Origin of the sequence: Pseudoalteromonas sp. APC 3355, assembly GCF_030407615.1 — a bacterium.
GTDB classification, from domain to species: Bacteria; Pseudomonadota; Gammaproteobacteria; order Enterobacterales; family Alteromonadaceae; genus Pseudoalteromonas; species Pseudoalteromonas distincta.
Genome location: NZ_JASDDB010000003.1, coordinates 243,881 through 264,349, shown reverse-complemented (window position 1 = coordinate 264,349; position 20,469 = coordinate 243,881). Strand labels below are relative to the sequence as shown.

Genomic DNA, 20,469 nt, shown 5'->3' with positions numbered 1-20,469 from the left:
ATGAAAATACAGCCATCGTCATCAACTTAAGAAGTTATTTATATATGAACACAGCAGAACGTATTTTTCAGGCGCTAATATTTGAGATGATAGCATTATCTTTTGTTGTACCTGCATCATCTTATTTTGGTGGGTTTGCAACAGGAAAAATGGCAATAGTAGGTGTTGGTTTATCAATCTTCGCCATGCTTTGGAATTACATTTACAACATAGTGTTTGATAAAATAGTTGGGCATAACCGAATAGAGCGAGGTTTGGTAACCCGCATTACGCATGCATGTGGCTTTGAGCTGGGTATGTTAGTAATAACGCTGCCAATACTTGCTTGGTATTTAAATATTACATGGCTAGCCGCTACAGCATTAGAAGCTGGCTTTTTAGTGTTTATACTCATATACACGTATATTTTTAATGTGTTGTACGATAAGTACCAACCTTACAAAAAATGGGTTAAAAAATCATAATGTGCTTGATGTTTTTAAGTTTATAAAAGCAACGTTGTGGGGTATTGAGATCGTTTTGACAAAAGCGCAATGGCAATAAATAACGGTAAATGTGGCTTTTAATTAAACCAATTAGCACTGCTCAATTGACTAAGTAGTGCTAATTTACTATTTGCACAATTTACCGGCTAACTGTAATGGGGGTTTACAGTAACTTTTTGCGTTATACATTTAGCTCTTTTAATTTATTCCAGACGCTCTGGCCGCCAGGGTGAAACGCAGCATGATACCGATATGCGTAATATGTAATAGGCACGTAATAATGCTTTTGGCCAACCACAACTAAGCAATCCTCTTTTAGCATACTCACTGTGATGTTAATTTGATTTATAAGGTTACGAGCTGTTATATAAAATATTTTACTGCTTGAGGTAGTGTAATCGGTAGATTTTTCCTGCCTATTAGCTCTGCGCCTTGTGTCTATTATTTATCGAGACACAAGATGTATAGCTTGCTCACGCGAGAAGCGTTGCTTAAAAATAAACCATATATTAGCTATGAATAAGTGTGCCAAGCAAATGGCACACCTATTTTGTTATGCAGGTATGGGGGCGTTTTGGGCAATAAGCTGTTTAGATTTCAACTCACTCCAAAATTCGCTTGGTATGGTAACTTTCATTGAGGCTACATTAGCTTTAATTTGCTCCTCCGTGCGTGCCCCAGGAATAATTGAGGATACAGTTGAAGGCGCTTCTGCAAACTGCAGTGCAGCTGTTTTAATATCAATCCCATGTTTAGATGCAATGTCGCTTATTGCATTAAACTTCTGCTGCATAGGCCCTGGAATTTTAGGAGAATAATTAAAGCGGTTACGACCGGCTAAAAAACCACCATTAAGCGGCGCACCAATGACTGCTGAAATACCTCGTTTATCTAGCATAGGAAAGGTTTTATCAAGTGCCTGCTTGTGATCTAAAATTGAATACTGCAGCGCTAGTAAGCAGATATCTGGGTCTGACATATCAAGCGCTTTATAAACAGCATGAGGTGTATTTACTCCAAAACCCCAGCCTTTAATTATTCCTTCATCACGCATTTTAGTCAGCTCAGGAATAGCACCTTTAGCCGCTTGATCAAAATACTTAAGCCAGTCATCTCCCATATCGCTGTTTTGTGGTGATAAATCGTGAATATAGACAATATCGAGTGAAGCTACTCCAATACGATGCAAAGTATCTTCTATTGAACGGCGCGTGCCTGATGCTGAATAATCATACTTATAATGAAACGGTGAGTGATCAGCCCAATGCCAACTATTTTCTAAAGGCTCTGCTGAAGGGGTAAGAAGGCGACCTACTTTTGAGGATAAAACATAATCTTCACGCTTTTTGTTTCGAAGTAAATCACCGAAGCGCCTTTCGCTTAAGCTCAAACCGTAAAAAGGTGACGTATCAAAATGACGAATACCTGAATCCCATGCTGCATTTAGCATTGTTAAAATTTCTGTATCGCTTGATATAGTGTTAAAGCCATTCCCAGCGGCAAGGCCGCCCAAGCCCATTCTTGATTCCGGCCGGTAATGCTTAGCGTTAGTAACATCGTTTGTGGGTAGAGCAGCGCTTTTATCTATTGATCCTTTAGTTTGCATAACACTGCCGTTAGACATTTTTACCTTTAATTGCTCAGCCAAAGCTGAAGCACTAAAAATAGAGCCTAAACTTAAAGCAGCCCCTGCTTTAATAAAATTTCTGCGAGATACCATGTGACTATTCTCCTTGAGTAGGTTAAATATCTACGTTATAAGCTAGTATAAATAACAACCAAATTCAAGCAACAAGAAGACAATAAATATCAATACTATCAATAAGATAGTTAAATTAACAAACGCTGAACAGACGTTTGAATTAACATTAAAAACTGATTATTTTCTTTACTCGTATAGTCCTTTTAAATGTACAAAACAGTGCATTTTAATAGCTTGATAAAAAAGCATACTTCCAAATTGGTGCACGCTTTAATACTCATTTATACAACATAAAATGGTTACATTTATTAGATGTGTACAAATTAGTAGACAAAACCGCAATAAATTAAAGATGCACAAATAATTTCACTAGCAAAGCGATTGCGGCAATAATTGGCTAATTTAACCGAGCGTAGTTGAAATAATTGGGGTAAATATTACAGAAGCGTTTATTATTGAAGGTTTGCCTTGCAATACACGGCGTATTTTACACTTTCACAATGCAATTGCTGGCAAGCCCTGTAAGAGTTTTATCCTGCCAAGTAACACTGTGCAGTGCAGCAAATTGCAACTAAATTCAACGTAGTTAGCGCTGAAAATAGCTGCTTAAATAGATCTATTATTCAAGTTCAGGTTACTTGAGCTTTTTAATACCAATTAACACACAGATGGCACCGCCAATAATACCCGCCCATGCTTCTATTGGTGTGTCGCCACTAAATGCACGGCTAAGCTGCGAAGCCGCCGCATCATACACGTCGTATCCCCACATAATTAAAGCGATACCTATAACGATTAAAACAATTCCTACAATCTTATTATTCATAAATACCCTTAAGGTTTAACTTACATAAACTAAATAAAAATAAATCAGGGTTAGGGTCTGTTGATCTTTGCGGATTAAAATTCGTTCAAACTAGGGGCTATTTAATCGCGGCGCGAGGTTTGTAACCTAGTGGGCTCGGTAACTGCTCCTGCGTTACCCTACTGGCTTACATCCATGTAAGAATAAGTAAAAACCGAGCAACAAAGAGTAAATAGCCCCTAGAAAGAACCCTTTGGGCAGCGCCTGTTTGGCATTAATGCTACGTTATCGCCCATTTATGGGGAATAACCACACTACATAGGCTCTGCCTTGCCTAAATACCAAACAGACTGCTGCAAATTTAACCTTGAAAGATCAACAGACCCTAATCTAATTCTAATTGAGCACGTTCTACGCTCTCACTAGGTAGCTCTTTTTGTACCGACACACCTAGCTCTTTAAACTCTGATGCTTGTTTAATTAAATTACCTTTACCACGGTATAGCTGCGAAAATGCTTTATCATAACTTTCTTTCGCTTTATCAAGCTGCTTACCTACGCCTTCCATACTTAATAAAAAACCATTGAGCTTGTTATAAAAACGTTCCGCTCGACTTGCCAGCTCTTTTGAATATTTGGTTTGCTCTTCAAAACGCCAAAGCTGTTTAACAATATTTAAACTAGTAAGCAGGGTGGTGGGTGTAGCTACCAGTATATTTTTTTCGATTGCTTGTTGGTAAATATCGCTTTGATATTTGAGTGCTTCTACAAAAGCTGATTCTATTGGTACAAACATAACCACTACTTCTGGCGAGTTTATACCTGGCAAACGGTCGTACGATTTACTCGCAAGCTCATTAATACGCGCTGTAACGGCGTTTACATGCTCTTTAATTGCTTGATTAGCATCTAGCTCATTTTCAGCGTTCACATAGCGTGTATAGGCATTTAATGAAGTTTTAGCATCAATAACTAAGTGGCGACCTTGTGGTAAGTACACAACTACATCAGGGCGCAAGCGGCCATCTTCAGTGTTAAACGACACTTCGCGCTTATAATCAACGCCTGCACGTAAGCCAGCACTATCTAATACGTTTTCGAGCATAAGCTCGCCCCAATTACCTTGGGTTTTCTTTTGCCCTTGTAGGGCGTTACTGAGCTTGTCGGCTTGATCTGTTATAGCTTGGCTTTTAGCTTGCAAATGCAGTAGCTCGGTTTTAAGCGCAGTCCGTTGTTTTATGTCTTCAACGTGCATTGATTCCATTTTTTCTCTAAAGCCTTTTAGCTCGCCTTGAACTGGTTTTAATAATTGCTCAATGCTTTCTTGATTTAAGGTTTTAAAGCTTTGTGATTTTTCTTCTAGAATTTTATTGGCTAGGTTTTCAAACTCTTTTTTGAGCGTATTTTTACTTTGCTCAATTTGCGCGAGTTGCTCGCTAAAGTTTTGCTGTTTTTGCTCAAGGGTAGTGCGCATATTATTATATTCAACATCGCGCTGATTATATTGTTCACGAAGCGCTGTCAGCTCGCCTTCGGCTTTACGCCAAAAATGATTGTATTGAATGCTTTGTTTTTCTTGTTCGCTAAAACGCGTTTTAAAATGCTGCGCTTCATCGCGCTGCTCTTGGTGGGTATGTTCTAGCAGTTCATGATCTTCTAGCAAGGCGCTGTATTGCAGCTCTTTATTATCAAATTGGTTTTGTAACAGGGAAAGCTGTTGCTGCTGTTCGCTTATTTGTAGATGTAGTTTTTTGCGAAGCCGTGTTGATACAGCGCCGTAAAATAGGGCGCCTAAAGCAACACCAGCACCAGCGCTTAGCCAATCAATATTAGTGAGTACTTGAGTGAGCATAAAATAAACTTATAAAATTTAGAGACATGCCATCATAACCAATAACCAACAACAGAAGTAGGGGAGTTAAGAAATTACAGCCATAAAAAAACCAGCTTAAAATAAGCTGGTCAAATATTACTAAGTTAAGCAATCAAAGGGATAATCAACATCTGCCCGAGCAAGCTGCAACTTAAATACATAATCACCAAAATAACTAATATTATTGGGTGAGGCTATATAACAACAGGCATTAGAGTAGACCGGATAACAAAATAATTAATTCAAATTAATTTGCGGAAGAGCATTTATTTTATTCGGGTTGATATAAACAAATCAAATTATGGGCATAAAAAAGCCAGTTCAAAATGAACTGGCTCAATCATTACTAAAATTAGTAACTAAATAGGGGGAATCAACATGAAAACTTGTATTAACTGCAATTAATCAACAAGCATAATAGTAGACGTGTCTTTTTTAATTAAGTTCAAAAAAAATAAAAACTTTTAAAATAAGTGCTGAACGCTAAATTTTAGACATAAAAAAAGCCAGTTCAAAATGAACTGGCTCAATCATTACTAAAATTAGTAACTAAATAGGGAATCAACATGAAAACTTGTATTAACTGCAATTAATCAACAAGCATAATAGTAGACGCGTCTTTTTGAATTAAGTTCATAAAAAAATAAAAAACTTTTAAAATAAGTGCTGCGCGCTAAATTTTAGACATAAAAAAAGCCAACTCAAAATGGGCTGGCTCAATCATTACTAAAATTAGTAACTAAATGGGAAATCAACATGATGCTTGTGTTAACTGCAATTAATCAACAAGCATAATGATAGACGTCCGCTTTTTAATTAAGTTCATAAAAAGATCAAAACTTTTTAGATCTTTTTTAGTTTTTAATTAAAGACAACATTTGCTGCTCATCAAACTTTGTAAAGCTCATTGATTTATCAGTAAATAATGCATCAACAAGAGCTTGCTTGTCTTGCTGCATTTTAAATACTTTTTGCTCTATTGAGTTACTCATTATGAGCTTATAAACAAATACAGGATTAGTTTGACCAATACGGTAGGCTCTATCAGTCGCTTGCTTTTCTACTGCGGGATTCCACCATGGATCAAAATGAATAACAGTATCTGCTTGTGTTAAGTTAAGGCCTGTTCCACCGGCTTTTAAGCTAATTAAAAACACGGATGTTTTACCACTGGTAAACTCGTCGATTACTTTATCTCGTTGACGCGTTTGCCCTGTAAGCATACTAAAGTTAATGTTTATTTCTTCAAGGCGTTGAGCTATTAAATCGAGTGCCGATGTAAACTGACTAAATATAATAATCTTACGACCCAGGCTTAGCATAAGCGGTAAGTGTGTTGTTAACCATTCAAGCTTAGCAGAGCCTGCTTGAGTATCTGGATCTATTAATTTAGGGTGGCAACAAATTTGCCTTAACTTTAAAAGCGCCTCTAAAAATGCAAGCTTACTTTTTTGTGCGCCTTGTTCGGCAAATAAGTCTATTAGCTTCTCTTCTAATGAACGTGTAATGCCTTGGTACATTTCTTTTTGCTTAGGCTCAAACTCAAACTCTTTTGTAAGCTCTGTTTTTTCTGGTAACTCTTGCGCTACTTGTGCTTTAGTGCGGCGCATTATAAAGGGCATAATTAACGCTTTTAACTGCTCAGCCCTCTGCATATCAGCTTCACGCTCAATAGGTGTTTGAAAGTGCTGCTTAAAGTGGGCTTGAGACCCAAGTAACGATGGCATAGCAAAATCGAGTAACGATTTAAGCTCAAGTAAATTATTCTCGATTGGAGTACCACTTAAACAAAGTTTAAAGTCGGCATTTAAGCGTTTAACTAATCGTGAGACCTGTGCGGTATCGTTTTTAATGTATTGTGCTTCATCGAGGATTATATTTTCAAAATATAATGGCGAGTAATATGCAATATCACGCTTTAAAAGCGGGTATGTAGTAAGAATGCATTGTGCTTGTGCTAAGTGTTGTAAAGGATCGTTACGGTTTGATCCAAAAATAGTGGTTACTTTTAAACTTTTAGCAAACTTAGTAATTTCGTTTTTCCAATTACTCACCAAGCTAGTTGGGCACACTATAAGTGTAGGGCCTGCTTGAGGTCGGTTAAATGTACTCGCTAAAAATGCAATAACTTGGAGTGTTTTACCCAACCCCATGTCGTCAGCTAAAATACCACCTAATTGATGACGTTTTAAAAAGCTAAGCCAATCAACGCCTTGCTGTTGGTACTCACGAAGTGTTACAGAGTCATTTAAGCCATGTAATGAAACCTTAGGCATTGCCTTATCGGTATTATTTAACTCTTGTAAATATAGCTCAAGTGAATCGTCGTGAAGCTCTACGTTAATAGCTGTGTGCTTTACTAGTTCAGGTAAATACGAAAGCGGAATATTAAATTCGTCACGTGTTTTTACAAATTCAAAGCGTTCTTTAAATTCGTTTAATAAGTTAATGGCAGACTTATTAATAACCCCAAATTGACGACCAAGTGGGTAGTAATAAAACAGTTCACTTTGGCGATTCAATGACTGATAAAGCGAATCAGCATTAGTAAACAACAGCGCTGCTTTTGCGTCACACAACAATACTTTGCAGTGCATTTGATGCCCTGCTGCACGGTGTACATGTAAACTCACTTCACATTGTGGATTAGGGCTTGTTACTTTACTTACACTGACTTGCCAACCACGCTGCTTAAAGCCTGGGAATACTTCGTATATTAGCCAATGCAAATGGATAGGAGATTGCTTTGTAAATACAAGCTCACTTTGTAAACCCCCTTTACAAAATTCAAACCCTAGATTGATTAGCTCGTTAGTTACGGTGTTTTCAAATGCGCTATTTATAGTACTTGCTGGGGCAGAACCAGCTAAATAGTTTTTATTTTTATACTTAAATAATAGCGAAAGCGATAAACCTTGCTCGCCCATTGTTACTTTTAAAACAGCGTTACTAGATAGCTTAGGTAATGTTGGCTGCAAGTTAGTAGGGTGCGGTATAACACCTGCGCCAAAGTTATCGGCAAGCTGTTTATATATTCTGTCAAAATTAGCGTCATGCAAAGCAGGCATAGTTTGTAAATGCGCTATTTCGTCTGCACTCAAGGGTGTACGAAGACGACCCGCTTTTAAATGATCTAAATCGAGGTAAGTAGGCGGTGTTGTTTTTAATAAAGCCCAGTTTTGGGTTTGCTCAAGCTTAATAACTAATTGTGATAGATCTTTATCTTGCTCCCAACTAAAACTCAATGCTTGGCCAGATTGCGCTTTAATTGGCACGCGAGAGCGCTGAAAAAACAAGCGCTCAGTAGCTATCAATTGTTGCAGGGCACTAAAGCCCCATTGGCCTTTTAGCTCAATACTTCCTACTGCATTTTGTGAACGTATCCAACTAAATAATCTAAAATCACTTTCGAGTAAATCATTTGGCGTTACGAAACTATTTAACTGTTGCTCAGTGAGGTTTCGGCCTAACGTGTAATTCTTTTTAGTCTCAAAATTAGCTATTTTAGGTGTTAAAAATACTTTGTTATTTTCAATATCTAATACAAATAATAATACTTGCGACGGTGTATGTTGATCACCACTTTTAAGAGCGCTTAATTCACTAAACCAATCATTAATGAAGTAATCTTCACCGTATTCACCCGAGTGCTCTATTTTAAGCTTAAACAAAATAGCAGCTAAATGTCGGCATTTGGTTTTTGCATTACACGTACAGTGTGTATCAACAGAATAACCAGTTGGTACTTTACTGATCTCAATACGTTGGTTAAATGATGATCCGTTATCCACTTGCACGGTAGAGTCTACAACAGAAAAATTAGGGGTATGCTCTAGCCAGGTGATTTGACCTTTCTTGTAGTACTCTTTGCCTTTATCTAAGACATTTTCGCGGAAAAGTTTTTTAATAAAGCGTTCAGAAAGAGGAAACTGGGTAGCCTGCTCATTTTTAATTTCTTCAAAAATAGCCATTAAATCATTTTTTGATAAGTTAGCAGACATGTCACTCTAAGCATTAAATTTTAAAAATAATTCTGCCAGTATATGCCTTATGTGCTCTGAGCTAAAGCACTATTAACAAGATATAAACTGGTTGGAGCTGATAGGTTAGTAAAAAATCGGTTTATAGGTAAAAATGAGTATAAAATTTCACAAAATATTAGGCATTACATACAAATATAAAAATTAAACGGCACGTTATAGATCACAATTTTACTAACAATGATAATAAACCAAGAGCAAATAGCTAAAAGGGGGCGATTAGTTAGTAAAAAAGTGATCTTGAAGAGGAAATATGATTATTTAAGGTAGGATTAGCCTAGTAAAGATCAGATTTTTACTAACAAAACAATCTGTCAGATCAGTATTTAACTAAGTAGACATGTCTGACAGATCATTATTTAACTAGCTAATTAAAGGCACTTAATAGCTTAGTTAATTGTTCTAAGCGTTTGTCTGTCATCACTTTATTGTCGATTTTGATAGACACATCACCACTTTTTAAATTGCGTTGTACTGATACAAACTTATTTTCAAGTACAGCTTCACGCTTAACAGCAGCTTGAGGCTCAGCAGTTAGGCATTTGGTGATTGCCATTGCACGCTTGTCGTCACTTGTAATGGCGTTTAGCTCTTCATCACTAGCTAGGTCACTAACAAGTTGATTAAACGTCTCTAGGTCTCTCTCCTTTGCGCTCATGAGCTTTTTAGCCACTTCGCGACCCACGTGATTCGCAGTAGGGTAGAGTGCAATAACTTCAGCAGGTATTTGTTCATACGCTTTAACAGCATCAGCAATGGCGGTGTGTGATACACCTTCAATTGCAGCAATCTCTCTGTAAGATCCTTTTTTACCTTGTTCAATAAGCTCATTTTTAGTTTGCTGGTAAGCTTGTCCTAGCTCCCATAAACTTGGAGCGATATATTGATCTGAAGATACAGCTAAAATTTTAGCGTCTTGCTCAGTAAAGTCACTTGAACTAAGTACTAAATAATCGGCGTTACCTAAAATACAGGCCATACGACGGCGAGAACCTGCTAAAACTAGGCTTTTATCACCCTGATCCCAAAGTAACGCAGGGTGCTGATTACGGCCATCCTCTGCAATGGCAGGTAGAATATCCGATACTGACTTTTCGTTAAGAAGTGCTTGTACACGGCGATTTTTACCGTACACACCTGTTGTAGATTCAATGTCAGCGTGTGCGATCACTTTGCAAACAAGTGTAATTTGGCGCTCAGGATCGCTCGGTGCTGGCATGCGAATTACATCACCAGCATTTGCTTGTTCAAGTAATGCGTCAAGGCTACTACTTCCTACAGCTGTTGCAAATGGATCTAAGCGGGTGTCATTTTTACGTTTTTTAGCCATTTTTATTTAACATCCTTACTTAGGGGTATTGAGTGTTGATTGAGTTGACTGCCAATTTGAACGAATAAGCATTTCTAGCTCATCGACCACATCTTTAATATTTTCTTGAGCGCGCATTAGTGATTCACGGCTTGCTAAGCTGTCTGACGCTTTTTGATCAAAAATAGTATTGAAAGACGAAGAGCTAGCAGTAATCGCCGAGCTGTGGTTGATTGGGTAACTCATAACTTGGCGACCAAATGCACTACGAACATCTTTAACAATATCGCGCTGTGAGTGATTACCTTTTACATAGTTAGTCACTAAAAACTGCATAAAGTCCCATCCCTCATGGCCAAGTGCCGCAACGGTATGGTAAATCTCACCTAGTCGTTTTAAATATTTATTATTAGCATCAAAGTCTACAGCTTCTGGATGAACAGGGATAAGCATCGCAGTAGAAGCCATTAATGCATTATAAAACATAAAGTTAAGAGTTGGAGCTGTATCTATTAATATAATATCAAACTCGTCTTTAACAGGCTCAATTACTTTTTCAAGTAACTTATGGTAATGACGAGTTTGCTCATAATTTGAGGTGTCTTTGAGTAATGTTGCAGTTTCGTGCTCAAAATAAAAATCGTCCATACCTGATGGTAGTACACGAATATTTGGGATGTGCGTTGATAAAAATGAGTTTGAAACAAATTCAGGCCATGTTTCGCCCTCATCTAAATCTATACAATCACGCATTAAATCACCAACAGTAATTGGGTCATGCTCGCTTGAAGGAAAAAAGCTTGAAGAAGAACCTTGAGGATCTAAATCAATTATACCAATGCGATAGCGCTTAATATTTGTAGTTGCCAGGGCTGCTGCAATATTAACCATGCTGGTTGTTTTGCCACAGCCACCTTTGAGAGAATTAATGACAATAACTTGCAGTTTGTCATCACCAGTACGATGATCTGGTTTAATATCCATAATATCAGCCATAGCAAAAATGTTTACTAATGTGTAAGCATAATGACCATTGGCGCCGCGTTTTATGTTTAAATCATCAAAGTCACCATTGTCATGACGTCTTTTTAAAGTACGATTATTACAACCTAATAAATCGGCAGCTGCTTTTTGCGTATAAGTTCTTAATTCTTTTTCTTCTGATTTAAGATGAGCACGATAGTGCTGAATACGACCTTCTAATGATTTTTCAGCTACTTCGGCAGTTGCTTTTAAAAGCCGGTAGGTACTTAGCGCGTTATTATTGATAGACATACTTTCTTCCTCAAAGTTAGGCAGTTAGTATAATGTCCATTCAAATTGCTGTAAACAACTATTTAAGACGACATGCATTTTAAAAAGAAGACATTTAAAAATACTTTTACACCTTTAATATTGCTTAGTATAAATAAAGAAGTTTAAAGGTGGTTAAATATATAAGGTAGTAAAGGTTAAGGGCCTTAAATTAACACATAACATGATGATTAATATAAACAATATAAAAAAAAGCAGATCAGCGTTATACTTGGTTAAGATCAGATCTTTATCTACCTGCAGATCATCTTTTTACTAAGCCTTCTTTTTTAAATCAAGTTATGCACAGGTTGCGCATAAGGTTATGAACAAAAAGAGCCCTTGAGATCAATTTTTTACTAAGTAAATTATAAAGTTATGCACTAACCTTAGCGTCAATAGGTTCGTTTAATTAGTATAGATCTGATCTGTACTTGGTACAGATCAGATCTATGCTAACTCGATAAGCCTTTATCCACAGGGATATTAATTTTATTATGAATTTGTCGTGCTAAATTTTAAAATAAAGCCATTGTGATGGACAAAATAACAGCTGAGTTAGTAAAAAACAGATTTGTGATGACCCAGTTAGTAAAAATATGATCTGAAATCGCAAGTTATATACATTACTTAGTATAATAGTGATCTAAACGTTTTATTTAAAGTCAGATCACTTTTATACTAACTTAAACATTTAACTTTTGTTGTTTAATGTGTTGTTATTAGATGTCGCAATAAAAATGGAAATAAGAACAATGAGCCGAAAGGTCAACATCTCGGTAGATAATTTGCCCGATACACTCAGGGGCCAAATCCACGGGGTGGAAAGTGCAATAGATAACGAAAGTTTAGCACTATTTACAGACAACAAAGACGTGCGAATTTCTATTGAAAATGCAGCTCATGGTTTACGTGCATATTCAAACACGTTTAATCATTATGATTTGTGGGGCCGTTTTGTTCGCTCTGGCTATAAAAAATTGCCACTTGAAGAAGCGCCTAAAAAAACAATCATTACGCGTAAAATATCAGAGAAAGTAGATGGTATTTTATACGATGGTGAGATAAAAATTACCCCTGCTGTTGTCAGTACTCGTAAAGATGGCGAAGATATTGAGTATCTTGTTTGGCCATCGGACAGAGAAGAAAAAGTAGAACGAGCACTTATTCGTTTAGCTTCTAAAGGCAAAATAGTTAAAATTAATTTTAAGTCCGGTATTCAATACGCAGTTGTTTTTTCTATGAACGAATTAGCGCAAGAGCTCAAAGCGGTAGGGCAGTCAATGCCATATCCTGCAATTAAAGAGTCACTTGAAGCATTGCAAGGTTCTAAACTTTCATTTAAATATTCAGCAACCGATACTAAAAACTCCGATATAGATGATTCGTTTTACGAGTCAAATATGAACTTTTTATCGTCACTTCACTTTAGTGGCAAAAAAGGTCAAGGTGGTAATGTAAAGTGTGTGGCTTGTTTAAATGCGTTCGTTCATAACATGATTGATAACCTTGAATACAAAGGATATTACTTTAATAGTGCACAAGAACTAAAACGGGGATTGTCGCGTTGGATGATGCTTCGTTTGTACCACCTTTGGCGTTATGCAGCTCCAGGTAAAACGTATCATTTTAGATTACTTTCTATTATGGAAAAATATGGATCTATTTATTCAACTGATGATATTACGGAAAATAAATTAAAAGCGCTTCGTCGTGATATGACCACCACAATGAAAGATTTGATTGAAAAAGGTGCTATATCAGAATACAGCATTACAAACGTCAAAGATGACAAAACTGGTAACATTATTGATTACACATACGAAATGCACCCCTCTGATCAGTTTTGCGATGAAATACTTACATTGAACAAACACAACAAACGCATTGAGATTCAAGGCGGTAAACGTATTGTTGAAAATGCAGTGTTAATTGATGAAGATAAAATAGAAGAGATAGTAGAAAAATAATAAACGTTATTTTAAATACTGTACATATTTACTAAAAAGGCCACATATTGTGGCCTTTTTAACATAATAGCTATCGGTCAACTTGTTCTAAATATAGCCTATCAACTAAAAAATCATACTCACGTTTTCGAGGATGAGCTTCGGGTTTTTTATAATCAGGTAAGATACCTAGTTTAACGTCTGGTTCTGGATTAATCAGAATAAATGGTAATGCGGCGCTCACATGATAGCGGTTTTGTGCTGTGTATCTCACATTAACTTGAGGGCTTACGCGAGTAGGGCGACGAATTCTTAATTTTTCCTTATCACCTAAACTAGCAACCCGTAATTGTTCTTGAGCTACAAGTGATTGCCATTTTTGTTGATCTATCATTCTTGGATTTCGATAACTGGCCGATTTGTCGAGCATTTCGAGGGCCATTTTTTTAGTCAACGTTTTAGTTGCGTGCTTGTGCATCCAAGTAAACCTAACGGAAAATGGTGATTCGCTCTCACTGTGAATCTTACGATAAGCAGCAAGTGTTATTAAATTTGGTATTGCATTATGAACAGCCTCAAATCGGGCATCGTTATTATCAATTGCCAATATACACTCTTTGAAACTAGCTTTAGCTTTGTTAACTTGTGCTATACGATTATTTAAAGCTTGTTTATCTGCATTTTTAATAACAAGTAAACCAGGGTGCCTTTTTAACACGCGACTGCTTAAGCCCGATTTTTTATAAATGTCAGAAAAGGAGTTTAAAATTGCTTTTTGAGCCGGCGCTCCAGTTATTTTAGAGACTGGTATGGACTCAGGAACCTTATTTTCATCTAAATTACTTACATCAGGTAACTGATAGTACTCTGCTCTGGAAAACTCACATTCGTTTAATTCCTCAATTAACCTTAAAGTTAATTCGTTCATTAAATCAAACTGACTCCTAATTTGAACTTTAGTAACCACGGCACACCTCAAAGAACACATCTTACCAATGCTATATTATTGCATGCACTTTGCATTGAGTAAATATTTAATAAAGTTACGCTCGGTGTTTAGATAACATACAAAATAAAGTAAGTATGATGTGTTCTTTATTGGAGTGAATAGATCTACCTATTCCTGTAATTTAGTACTGTTTTATTGATTAAAGAGCTAGCCCGCTTAGAGCTTAATAGCCCATGTAGTGTAATAAATGGGGATGTAAAGTGAACTTGGTGCGGTTAAGATCAAAATAATAGTGTTGGTTTTGGTTGTTTCTCTAATTAGTGATTAATATTATAACGTGTTTAACTATGGGTTTATCATCCAAAAGCTCAGCATGTCGTACATGCTTTTTACATTAGAGCCATTTAAGGCATCGTTTTTAGTTATCACAAGTTGCTAAATAACGCTGGCGGCAGGGTGGGAAGATGCGTGGTGAATCAGCAGATTAACCTCGTGTCAGTTGTAAGTATATTCTGGCATCAGAATAATCAACAGCGCTATTCTACTAGGTTTAAAGTGCATATAAATGAGCAACACAAAATCCCATATCATATATTTAGGCCTGCACATAGCCCCTGTTAGCTAATAATTAATTTAGCGCGTAAAGTTAAGGTTACATTTAAAGCAGTTTAAGTATGATGTGTTCTTAAGTAAAATACATATAATATACCCTTGTGCCTTATTTATTCTCAATGTGTTAAAATTGAAACTAATTAACTCTAATTGTATGTTTTAAATCACTTTAGTTTATTTGAAATAAAACTAAAGTGATTGTTATATAACCACCTGAGTTAAGTAAAATTACTTTTATACTTAACTCATAACTAAATAATTGGAAAATAGTGAATTTAGTCCTTGAACATAGGGGTCTGCATACGTTAATTTCTTCTTATCAGGTAATGTAGGAATGAGGAAAAATTATGTCATCGTGGAACCCAAATAGCTGGAGAGAGCTGCCAATACTGCAGCAGCCACAGTACCCAGATCAAGAAATACTTAAATCAGTAGAAGGCCAATTAAAAACGGCTCCGCCTCTAGTTTTTGCAGAAGAAACAAGAAGCCTATTTAAACAACTTGAAGACGTGTGCGAAGGTCGTGCATTTTTACTTCAAGGTGGTGACTGTGCCGAGTCGTTTAGCGATTTTAATGCCGCTAATATTCGCGATACATTCAAAACAATTTTACAAATGGCTGTTGTATTAACTTATGGCGGTAAATGCCCTGTAGTTAAAATAGCGCGTATGGCTGGTCAATACGCTAAACCTCGTTCAGCAGACTTAGAAACAATTAATGGCGTGTCTTTACCATCTTACCGTGGCGACATCATTAATAATATTGAGTTTACAGAAGAAGCGCGCATTCCAGACCCACAACGTTTAATGACTGCATACCATCATAGTGCCGCTACGTTAAACTTATTACGTGCATTTGCACAAGGTGGCCTAGCCGATCTTCATCAGGTTAACCGCTGGAACATGGGCTTTGTTGCTGCAAATCCACTTAAAGAAAAATACCAACAACTTGCAGATAAAATTCAAGACGCACTAGAGTTTATGGAAGTGTGCGGAATTAACTCTACAATTGCGCCAAGCTTAAAAGAAACCGATTTATACACTTCTCACGAAGCTTTACTACTTGGTTACGAAGAGGCACTAACACGTCGCGACCATTTATCAGGTGATTGGTACGATTGTTCTGCTCACTTTGTTTGGATTGGTGAACGTACACGCCAACTAGACCATGCACATATTGAATTCTTTAAAGGCATTAAAAACCCAATTGGTGTTAAAGTTGGCCCAGGTATGGACCCAGACGATTTAATTCGTTTAATTGACGCATTAAACCCAGATAACATTCCTGGTCGTTTAACGCTAATTACACGTATGGGTGCAGACGTACTGCCAGAAAAACTCCCAGCACTAGTAAGAAGAGTTCAACAAGAAGGCCGAAAAGTAATTTGGAGCTCAGATCCAATGCACGGCAATACTGAAAAAGCGACTTCAGGTTACAAAACGCGTAACTTTGATAATATCATGCGCGAGATCAGTCAGTTCTTCGCTGTACACAAAGCTGAAGGTTCATACGCAGGTGGTGTTCACCTAGAAATGACAGGTCAGCACGTTACAGAGTGTACAGGCGGTGCTTACGGTTTATCTGACGATGACCTAGCGCAGCGTTACAAAACACAGTGTGATCCACGCCTTAATGCCGACCAAGTATTAGAGTTAGGCTTTTTAGTCGCTGATTTACTAAAAGACGCACGTAAATAATATTTACTGATACAAAAAAACCGCTTAATTGCGGTTTTTTTTATTTCAAATTTGATGACTAAGTTAGTACTTACGTCGCTCCAAGTCTGTCTCTATCAGTATTTTTGCAGAAATTTCTTCAACAGAATGATGCGTCGAATTAAAGTAAGCTATTTTGTGACGCTTATACAACATTTCCACTTCGCGCACCTCAATACGGCACTGTTTAATTGAAGCATACTTAGAGTTAGCCATACGTCGATGCCTTATAGCCGCAAGCCTCTCAGGGTCAATCGTCAGTCCAAATAACTTATGTTTATAAGGGACTAAACACTTAGGCAAACCTTCATTATCTAAATCTTCTTCTGTAATAGGATAGTTAGCTGCTTTAATGCCGTACTGAAGTGCTAAGTATAAGCTTGTCGGTGTTTTACCACTTCTGCTAACGCCAATTAAAATGATGTCTGCTTCGGAAAAGTTTTTAATATTTCCGCCATCATCATTCATAAGAGCATAGTTAACCGCATCAATTCTAAAATCATAACTTTTTTCGTGGATAGAATGCGTACGATGCATTTTTGGAACAGGAGCTACGTTGAGTTCTTTTTCTATTTTTTTGCTATACGTAGTTAAAAAATCATACGTAACTGCATCAGCCGATTTTATAATTTCACTTAAATTGTGATTCACAAAAGTAAAAAACACGAAAGGCTTTTCACCTGTTTTTGCAGCGGTTGCATTAATTAAAGCTTTAATTTCGTGCGCTTTTTCTTCAGTTTCTACAAATGGAATTGTTTTATGATTAAAATCGATAGGAAACAACGACAAAGTCGCATGCCCAAACACCTCTGAAGTAATTGCTGTTCCATCTGATATATAAAAAGCAGTTCTCATAATTAACCTTTTTATTGCGTTTAAATCCCTAAAATGGGTTTCCCACGGTTTACGTGAGGACTGTTGCCAGTGTAGAATGATGACGACCTTTATAAAAGGTTTTCTTTCTTAACTCTCACAGTTAGACCTACAATTTGTTTTTTTTGGAGAAAGATCCGTGCAAGAATACGTTCTCTGGTATCAAGAGCTTGGTATGCAAGATGTTCCTCGAGTTGGCGGTAAAAACGCGTCACTTGGCGAAATGATTTCAAACCTCGCAAACGCAGGTGTACAAGTACCGGGTGGTTTCGCAACTACCGCAGATGCTTTTAATGAGTTTCTAGATCAATCAGGACTCACCGCCAAAATTCATGACATCTTAGATACACTTGATGTTGATGATGTAAATACACTCGCTAAAGTCGGTGCCGATATCCGCCAATGGATAATCGACACACCATTCCAACCAAACCTAGATCAAGCCATTCGCGACGCATATAGCCAACTCCATGGCGATACTGCAACAGATGTTTCATTTGCGGTACGTTCATCAGCTACCGCTGAAGATATGCCAGATGCATCATTCGCAGGCCAACAAGAAACTTTCCTTAACGTTGTCGGTATCGATTCAGTCATGGTCGCTATTAAACACGTATTTGCTTCATTATTTAATGACCGCGCAATCTCATATCGTGTTCACCAAGGTTACGATCACCGTGGTGTAGCGTTATCAGCAGGTATACAGCGCATGGTACGTTCAGATAAGTCAGCATCTGGCGTAATGTTTAGTATTGATACAGAGTCTGGTTTTGAAGACGTTGTATTTATTACATCAAGCTATGGCTTAGGTGAAATGGTTGTACAGGGCGCGGTTAACCCTGATGAATTTTATGTTCATAAACCAACACTCCTTAAAAACAAACCTTCAGTAGTACGTCGTAATATTGGCTCTAAAGCCATACAAATGATTTACTCAGAAGACAAAGCACATGGTAAGCAAGTAGACATCGTTGATGTTGACCCTGAGCTTTCTAATAAATTTTCGATTACAGATGAAGAAGTGCAAGATCTTGCCAAACAAGCTGTAATCATTGAAAAACATTACGGTCGTCCTATGGACATCGAATGGGCAAAAGACGGAAACGACGGCAAACTATATATAGTTCAAGCACGTCCAGAAACTGTCCGCTCAAACGAAGACTCAAACGTAATGGAACGTTTTCAATTAAATGGCACAAGTAATGTACTTGTTGAAGGCCGTGCAATTGGTCACAAAATTGGTAGCGGTGTTGTACGTGTTCTTGATTCAATCAAAGAAATGGATCAGGTACAAGTAGGCGATATTTTAGTAACCGATATGACCGACCCTGATTGGGAACCAATCATGAAACGTGCAGCAGCGATAGTTACAAATCGTGGTGGCCGTACGTGTCACGCGGCAATAATTGCACGCGAACTTGGTATTCCGGCAGTTGTTGGTTGTGGTAATGCAACTGATTTAATTAAAGCGGGACAAGAAGTAACAGTATCGTGCGCCGAAGGCGATACCGGCTTTATTTACGAAGGTATTTTAGATTTTGAAATACTAACGTCACGCGTTGATAAAATGCCAGAACTACCAATGAAAGTTATGATGAACGTGGGTAACCCCGATCGTGCCTTTGACTTTGCACGCTTACCGCATGCAGGTGTTGGCCTTGCGCGAGTTGAATTTATTATCAACCGTATGATTGGCGTTCACCCTAAAGCGTTATTAAATTTTGATGCGCAAACCGATGCATTAAAAGCAGAAATTACTGACATGATTGCCGGTTACGAATCACCAGTAGAGTTTTACATAACAAAACTGGTTGAAGGTATTTCAACGCTTGGTTGTGCTTTTGCACCGGAGCGTGTAATTGTGCGTATGTCTGATTTTAAATCAAACGAATACGCAAACCTAGTTGGTGGCCAGCAATACGAGCCAGAAGAAGAAAACCCAATGATTGGTTTTCGAGGCGCTGCCCGTTATATCTCTGAAGACTTCCGCGATTGTTTTGCACTAGAATGTGAAGCTATAAAACGCGTAAGAAACGACATGGATATGGCAAACATTGAAATCATGATCCCATTCGTACGTACCCTTGAAGAAGGTAAACGCGTAATTGAATTACTAGAAGAGCATGGCCTTAAACGTGGTGAAAATGGTCTTAAAGTAATCATGATGTGTGAGCTGCCTTCAAATGCATTACTTGCTGATGAATTTTTAGAAATGTTTGATGGTTTTTCTATCGGCTCTAACGATTTAACACAGTTAACGCTTGGTCTTGATCGTGATTCAGGTTTAATCGCACATTTATTTGATGAGCGTAACCCAGCAATTAAAAAACTACTTTCTATGGCAATTAAAACAGCTAAAGAAAAAGGCAAGTACGTAGGTATTTGTGGTCAAGGTCCTTCAGATCACGAAGACTTTGCAGCATGGTTAGTAGAGCAGGGCATTGACTCTGTTTCACTCAATCCAGACACAGTAATAGAAACATGGTTATACCTAGCTAAAAAATTAGCAAAGTAATAAATAGGTAAGCTATAAAAAATGCCAGCAATGTATTGCTGGCATTTTTTTATAACCAATTAAAAGTTAAATTAACGGGCTAATTTTTTATCTAAATAAGCACATGATTTAGTTAACGCCTTTTGACAAAGTGATAAGTAATGTCGCGCTTTAGGGTAGTAAAACGAAAAACACAATAAACCCGCCATAAAAAATATAATCGATGGGCCAGGGACGATCGCAAAAAATAGCCCTAACAAAATAAATAGCACGCCACTGATCTGTAATAGTAATTTTTTCATATAACACACCTCATTACTCGTTAACTTGAGTATAATTTAAGCTGCATTAAAATCGACTAAAAGAGTGT

13 protein-coding genes are annotated in these 20,469 nt (G+C 37.3%); 4 read left to right on the top strand and 9 right to left on the bottom strand.

Going from position 1 to position 20,469, the window contains the following annotated elements:
- Positions 1-44 precede the first annotated feature (44 nt).
- Entirely contained in the window at positions 45-464 is a 420-nt protein-coding gene (locus QMA08_RS07595; protein ID WP_290174093.1) for a PACE efflux transporter, read from the top strand.
- Positions 465-1,038: 574 nt separating this feature from the next.
- Here the strand turns inward: QMA08_RS07595 and QMA08_RS07590 are convergent.
- From QMA08_RS07590 to QMA08_RS07565, 6 genes are all read right to left on the bottom strand, one after another.
- Positions 1,039-2,205 carry an aldo/keto reductase gene (locus QMA08_RS07590; RefSeq protein ID WP_002959264.1) on the bottom strand — a complete coding sequence of 389 codons (1,167 nt, stop codon included), beginning with the start codon at positions 2,203-2,205 and terminating at the stop codon, positions 1,039-1,041.
- A 616-nt stretch (positions 2,206-2,821) separates the two neighbouring features.
- A complete protein-coding gene (locus QMA08_RS07585; protein WP_024596528.1) occupies positions 2,822-3,013 on the bottom strand; it encodes a DUF3185 family protein in 192 nt (63 codons plus the stop codon).
- Positions 3,014-3,377: 364 nt separating this feature from the next.
- Positions 3,378-4,844 carry a DNA recombination protein RmuC gene (rmuC, locus tag QMA08_RS07580; RefSeq protein ID WP_039488906.1) on the bottom strand — a complete coding sequence of 489 codons (1,467 nt, stop codon included), beginning with the start codon at positions 4,842-4,844 and terminating at the stop codon, positions 3,378-3,380.
- A gap of 875 nt (positions 4,845-5,719) precedes the next feature.
- Positions 5,720-8,866: a DEAD/DEAH box helicase gene (locus tag QMA08_RS07575; protein ID WP_182768666.1), complete on the bottom strand. Its 3,147-nt coding sequence runs from the start codon at positions 8,864-8,866 to the stop codon at positions 5,720-5,722.
- A gap of 406 nt (positions 8,867-9,272) precedes the next feature.
- On the bottom strand, positions 9,273-10,235 hold the full coding sequence (locus QMA08_RS07570) for a transcriptional regulator (RefSeq protein WP_290174092.1): 963 nt from the start codon (positions 10,233-10,235) through the stop codon (positions 9,273-9,275).
- A gap of 15 nt (positions 10,236-10,250) precedes the next feature.
- On the bottom strand, positions 10,251-11,489 hold the full coding sequence (locus QMA08_RS07565; protein WP_039488911.1) for an AAA family ATPase: 1,239 nt from the start codon (positions 11,487-11,489) through the stop codon (positions 10,251-10,253).
- A gap of 773 nt (positions 11,490-12,262) precedes the next feature.
- On the opposite strand from QMA08_RS07565, the gene QMA08_RS07560 reads away from it, so the two are divergent.
- Positions 12,263-13,477, top strand: coding sequence for a hypothetical protein (locus tag QMA08_RS07560; protein WP_024596523.1), 1,215 nt, complete (start codon positions 12,263-12,265; stop codon positions 13,475-13,477).
- A 70-nt stretch (positions 13,478-13,547) separates the two neighbouring features.
- On the opposite strand, the gene QMA08_RS07555 is transcribed toward QMA08_RS07560, so the two are convergent.
- Positions 13,548-14,423, bottom strand: coding sequence for a DNA replication terminus site-binding protein (locus QMA08_RS07555; RefSeq protein WP_290174091.1), 876 nt, complete (start codon positions 14,421-14,423; stop codon positions 13,548-13,550).
- Between the two features lie 941 nt (positions 14,424-15,364).
- Between QMA08_RS07555 and QMA08_RS07550 the strand changes: the two genes are divergently transcribed.
- Complete coding sequence (locus QMA08_RS07550) at positions 15,365-16,714, top strand: class II 3-deoxy-7-phosphoheptulonate synthase (RefSeq protein ID WP_024596521.1); 1,350 nt, start codon at positions 15,365-15,367, stop codon at positions 16,712-16,714.
- Between the two features lie 63 nt (positions 16,715-16,777).
- Here QMA08_RS07550 and QMA08_RS07545 read toward each other — a convergent pair whose 3' ends face one another.
- The gene (locus tag QMA08_RS07545; protein WP_290174090.1) at positions 16,778-17,587 is read right to left on the bottom strand and encodes a pyruvate, water dikinase regulatory protein; all 810 of its coding nucleotides are present in this window, start codon (positions 17,585-17,587) and stop codon (positions 16,778-16,780) included.
- A gap of 157 nt (positions 17,588-17,744) precedes the next feature.
- Here QMA08_RS07545 and ppsA point away from each other — a divergent pair, with 157 nt between their 5' ends.
- Positions 17,745-20,120: a phosphoenolpyruvate synthase gene (gene ppsA / locus QMA08_RS07540; RefSeq protein ID WP_182694862.1), complete on the top strand. Its 2,376-nt coding sequence runs from the start codon at positions 17,745-17,747 to the stop codon at positions 20,118-20,120.
- 71 nt (positions 20,121-20,191) lie between these two features.
- Here the strand turns inward: ppsA and QMA08_RS07535 are convergent, their stop codons facing one another.
- Positions 20,192-20,401, bottom strand: coding sequence for a PGPGW domain-containing protein (locus tag QMA08_RS07535; protein ID WP_165723774.1), 210 nt, complete (start codon positions 20,399-20,401; stop codon positions 20,192-20,194).
- Positions 20,402-20,469 lie beyond the last annotated feature (68 nt).

Coding starts and splice junctions, on each gene's coding strand:
- QMA08_RS07575 (WP_182768666.1), bottom strand. CDS start 8,866: ATGTCTGCTAACTTATCAAAAAATGATTTAATGGCTATTTTTGAAGAA.
- QMA08_RS07560 (WP_024596523.1), top strand. CDS start 12,263: ATGAGCCGAAAGGTCAACATCTCGGTAGATAATTTGCCCGATACACTC.
- QMA08_RS07590 (WP_002959264.1), bottom strand. CDS start 2,205: ATGGTATCTCGCAGAAATTTTATTAAAGCAGGGGCTGCTTTAAGTTTA.
- QMA08_RS07565 (WP_039488911.1), bottom strand. CDS start 11,489: ATGTCTATCAATAATAACGCGCTAAGTACCTACCGGCTTTTAAAAGCA.
- QMA08_RS07585 (WP_024596528.1), bottom strand. CDS start 3,013: ATGAATAATAAGATTGTAGGAATTGTTTTAATCGTTATAGGTATCGCT.
- rmuC (WP_039488906.1), bottom strand. CDS start 4,844: ATGCTCACTCAAGTACTCACTAATATTGATTGGCTAAGCGCTGGTGCT.
- QMA08_RS07535 (WP_165723774.1), bottom strand. CDS start 20,401: ATGAAAAAATTACTATTACAGATCAGTGGCGTGCTATTTATTTTGTTA.
- QMA08_RS07570 (WP_290174092.1), bottom strand. CDS start 10,235: ATGGCTAAAAAACGTAAAAATGACACCCGCTTAGATCCATTTGCAACA.
- QMA08_RS07550 (WP_024596521.1), top strand. CDS start 15,365: ATGTCATCGTGGAACCCAAATAGCTGGAGAGAGCTGCCAATACTGCAG.
- QMA08_RS07595 (WP_290174093.1), top strand. CDS start 45: ATGAACACAGCAGAACGTATTTTTCAGGCGCTAATATTTGAGATGATA.
- QMA08_RS07545 (WP_290174090.1), bottom strand. CDS start 17,587: ATGAGAACTGCTTTTTATATATCAGATGGAACAGCAATTACTTCAGAG.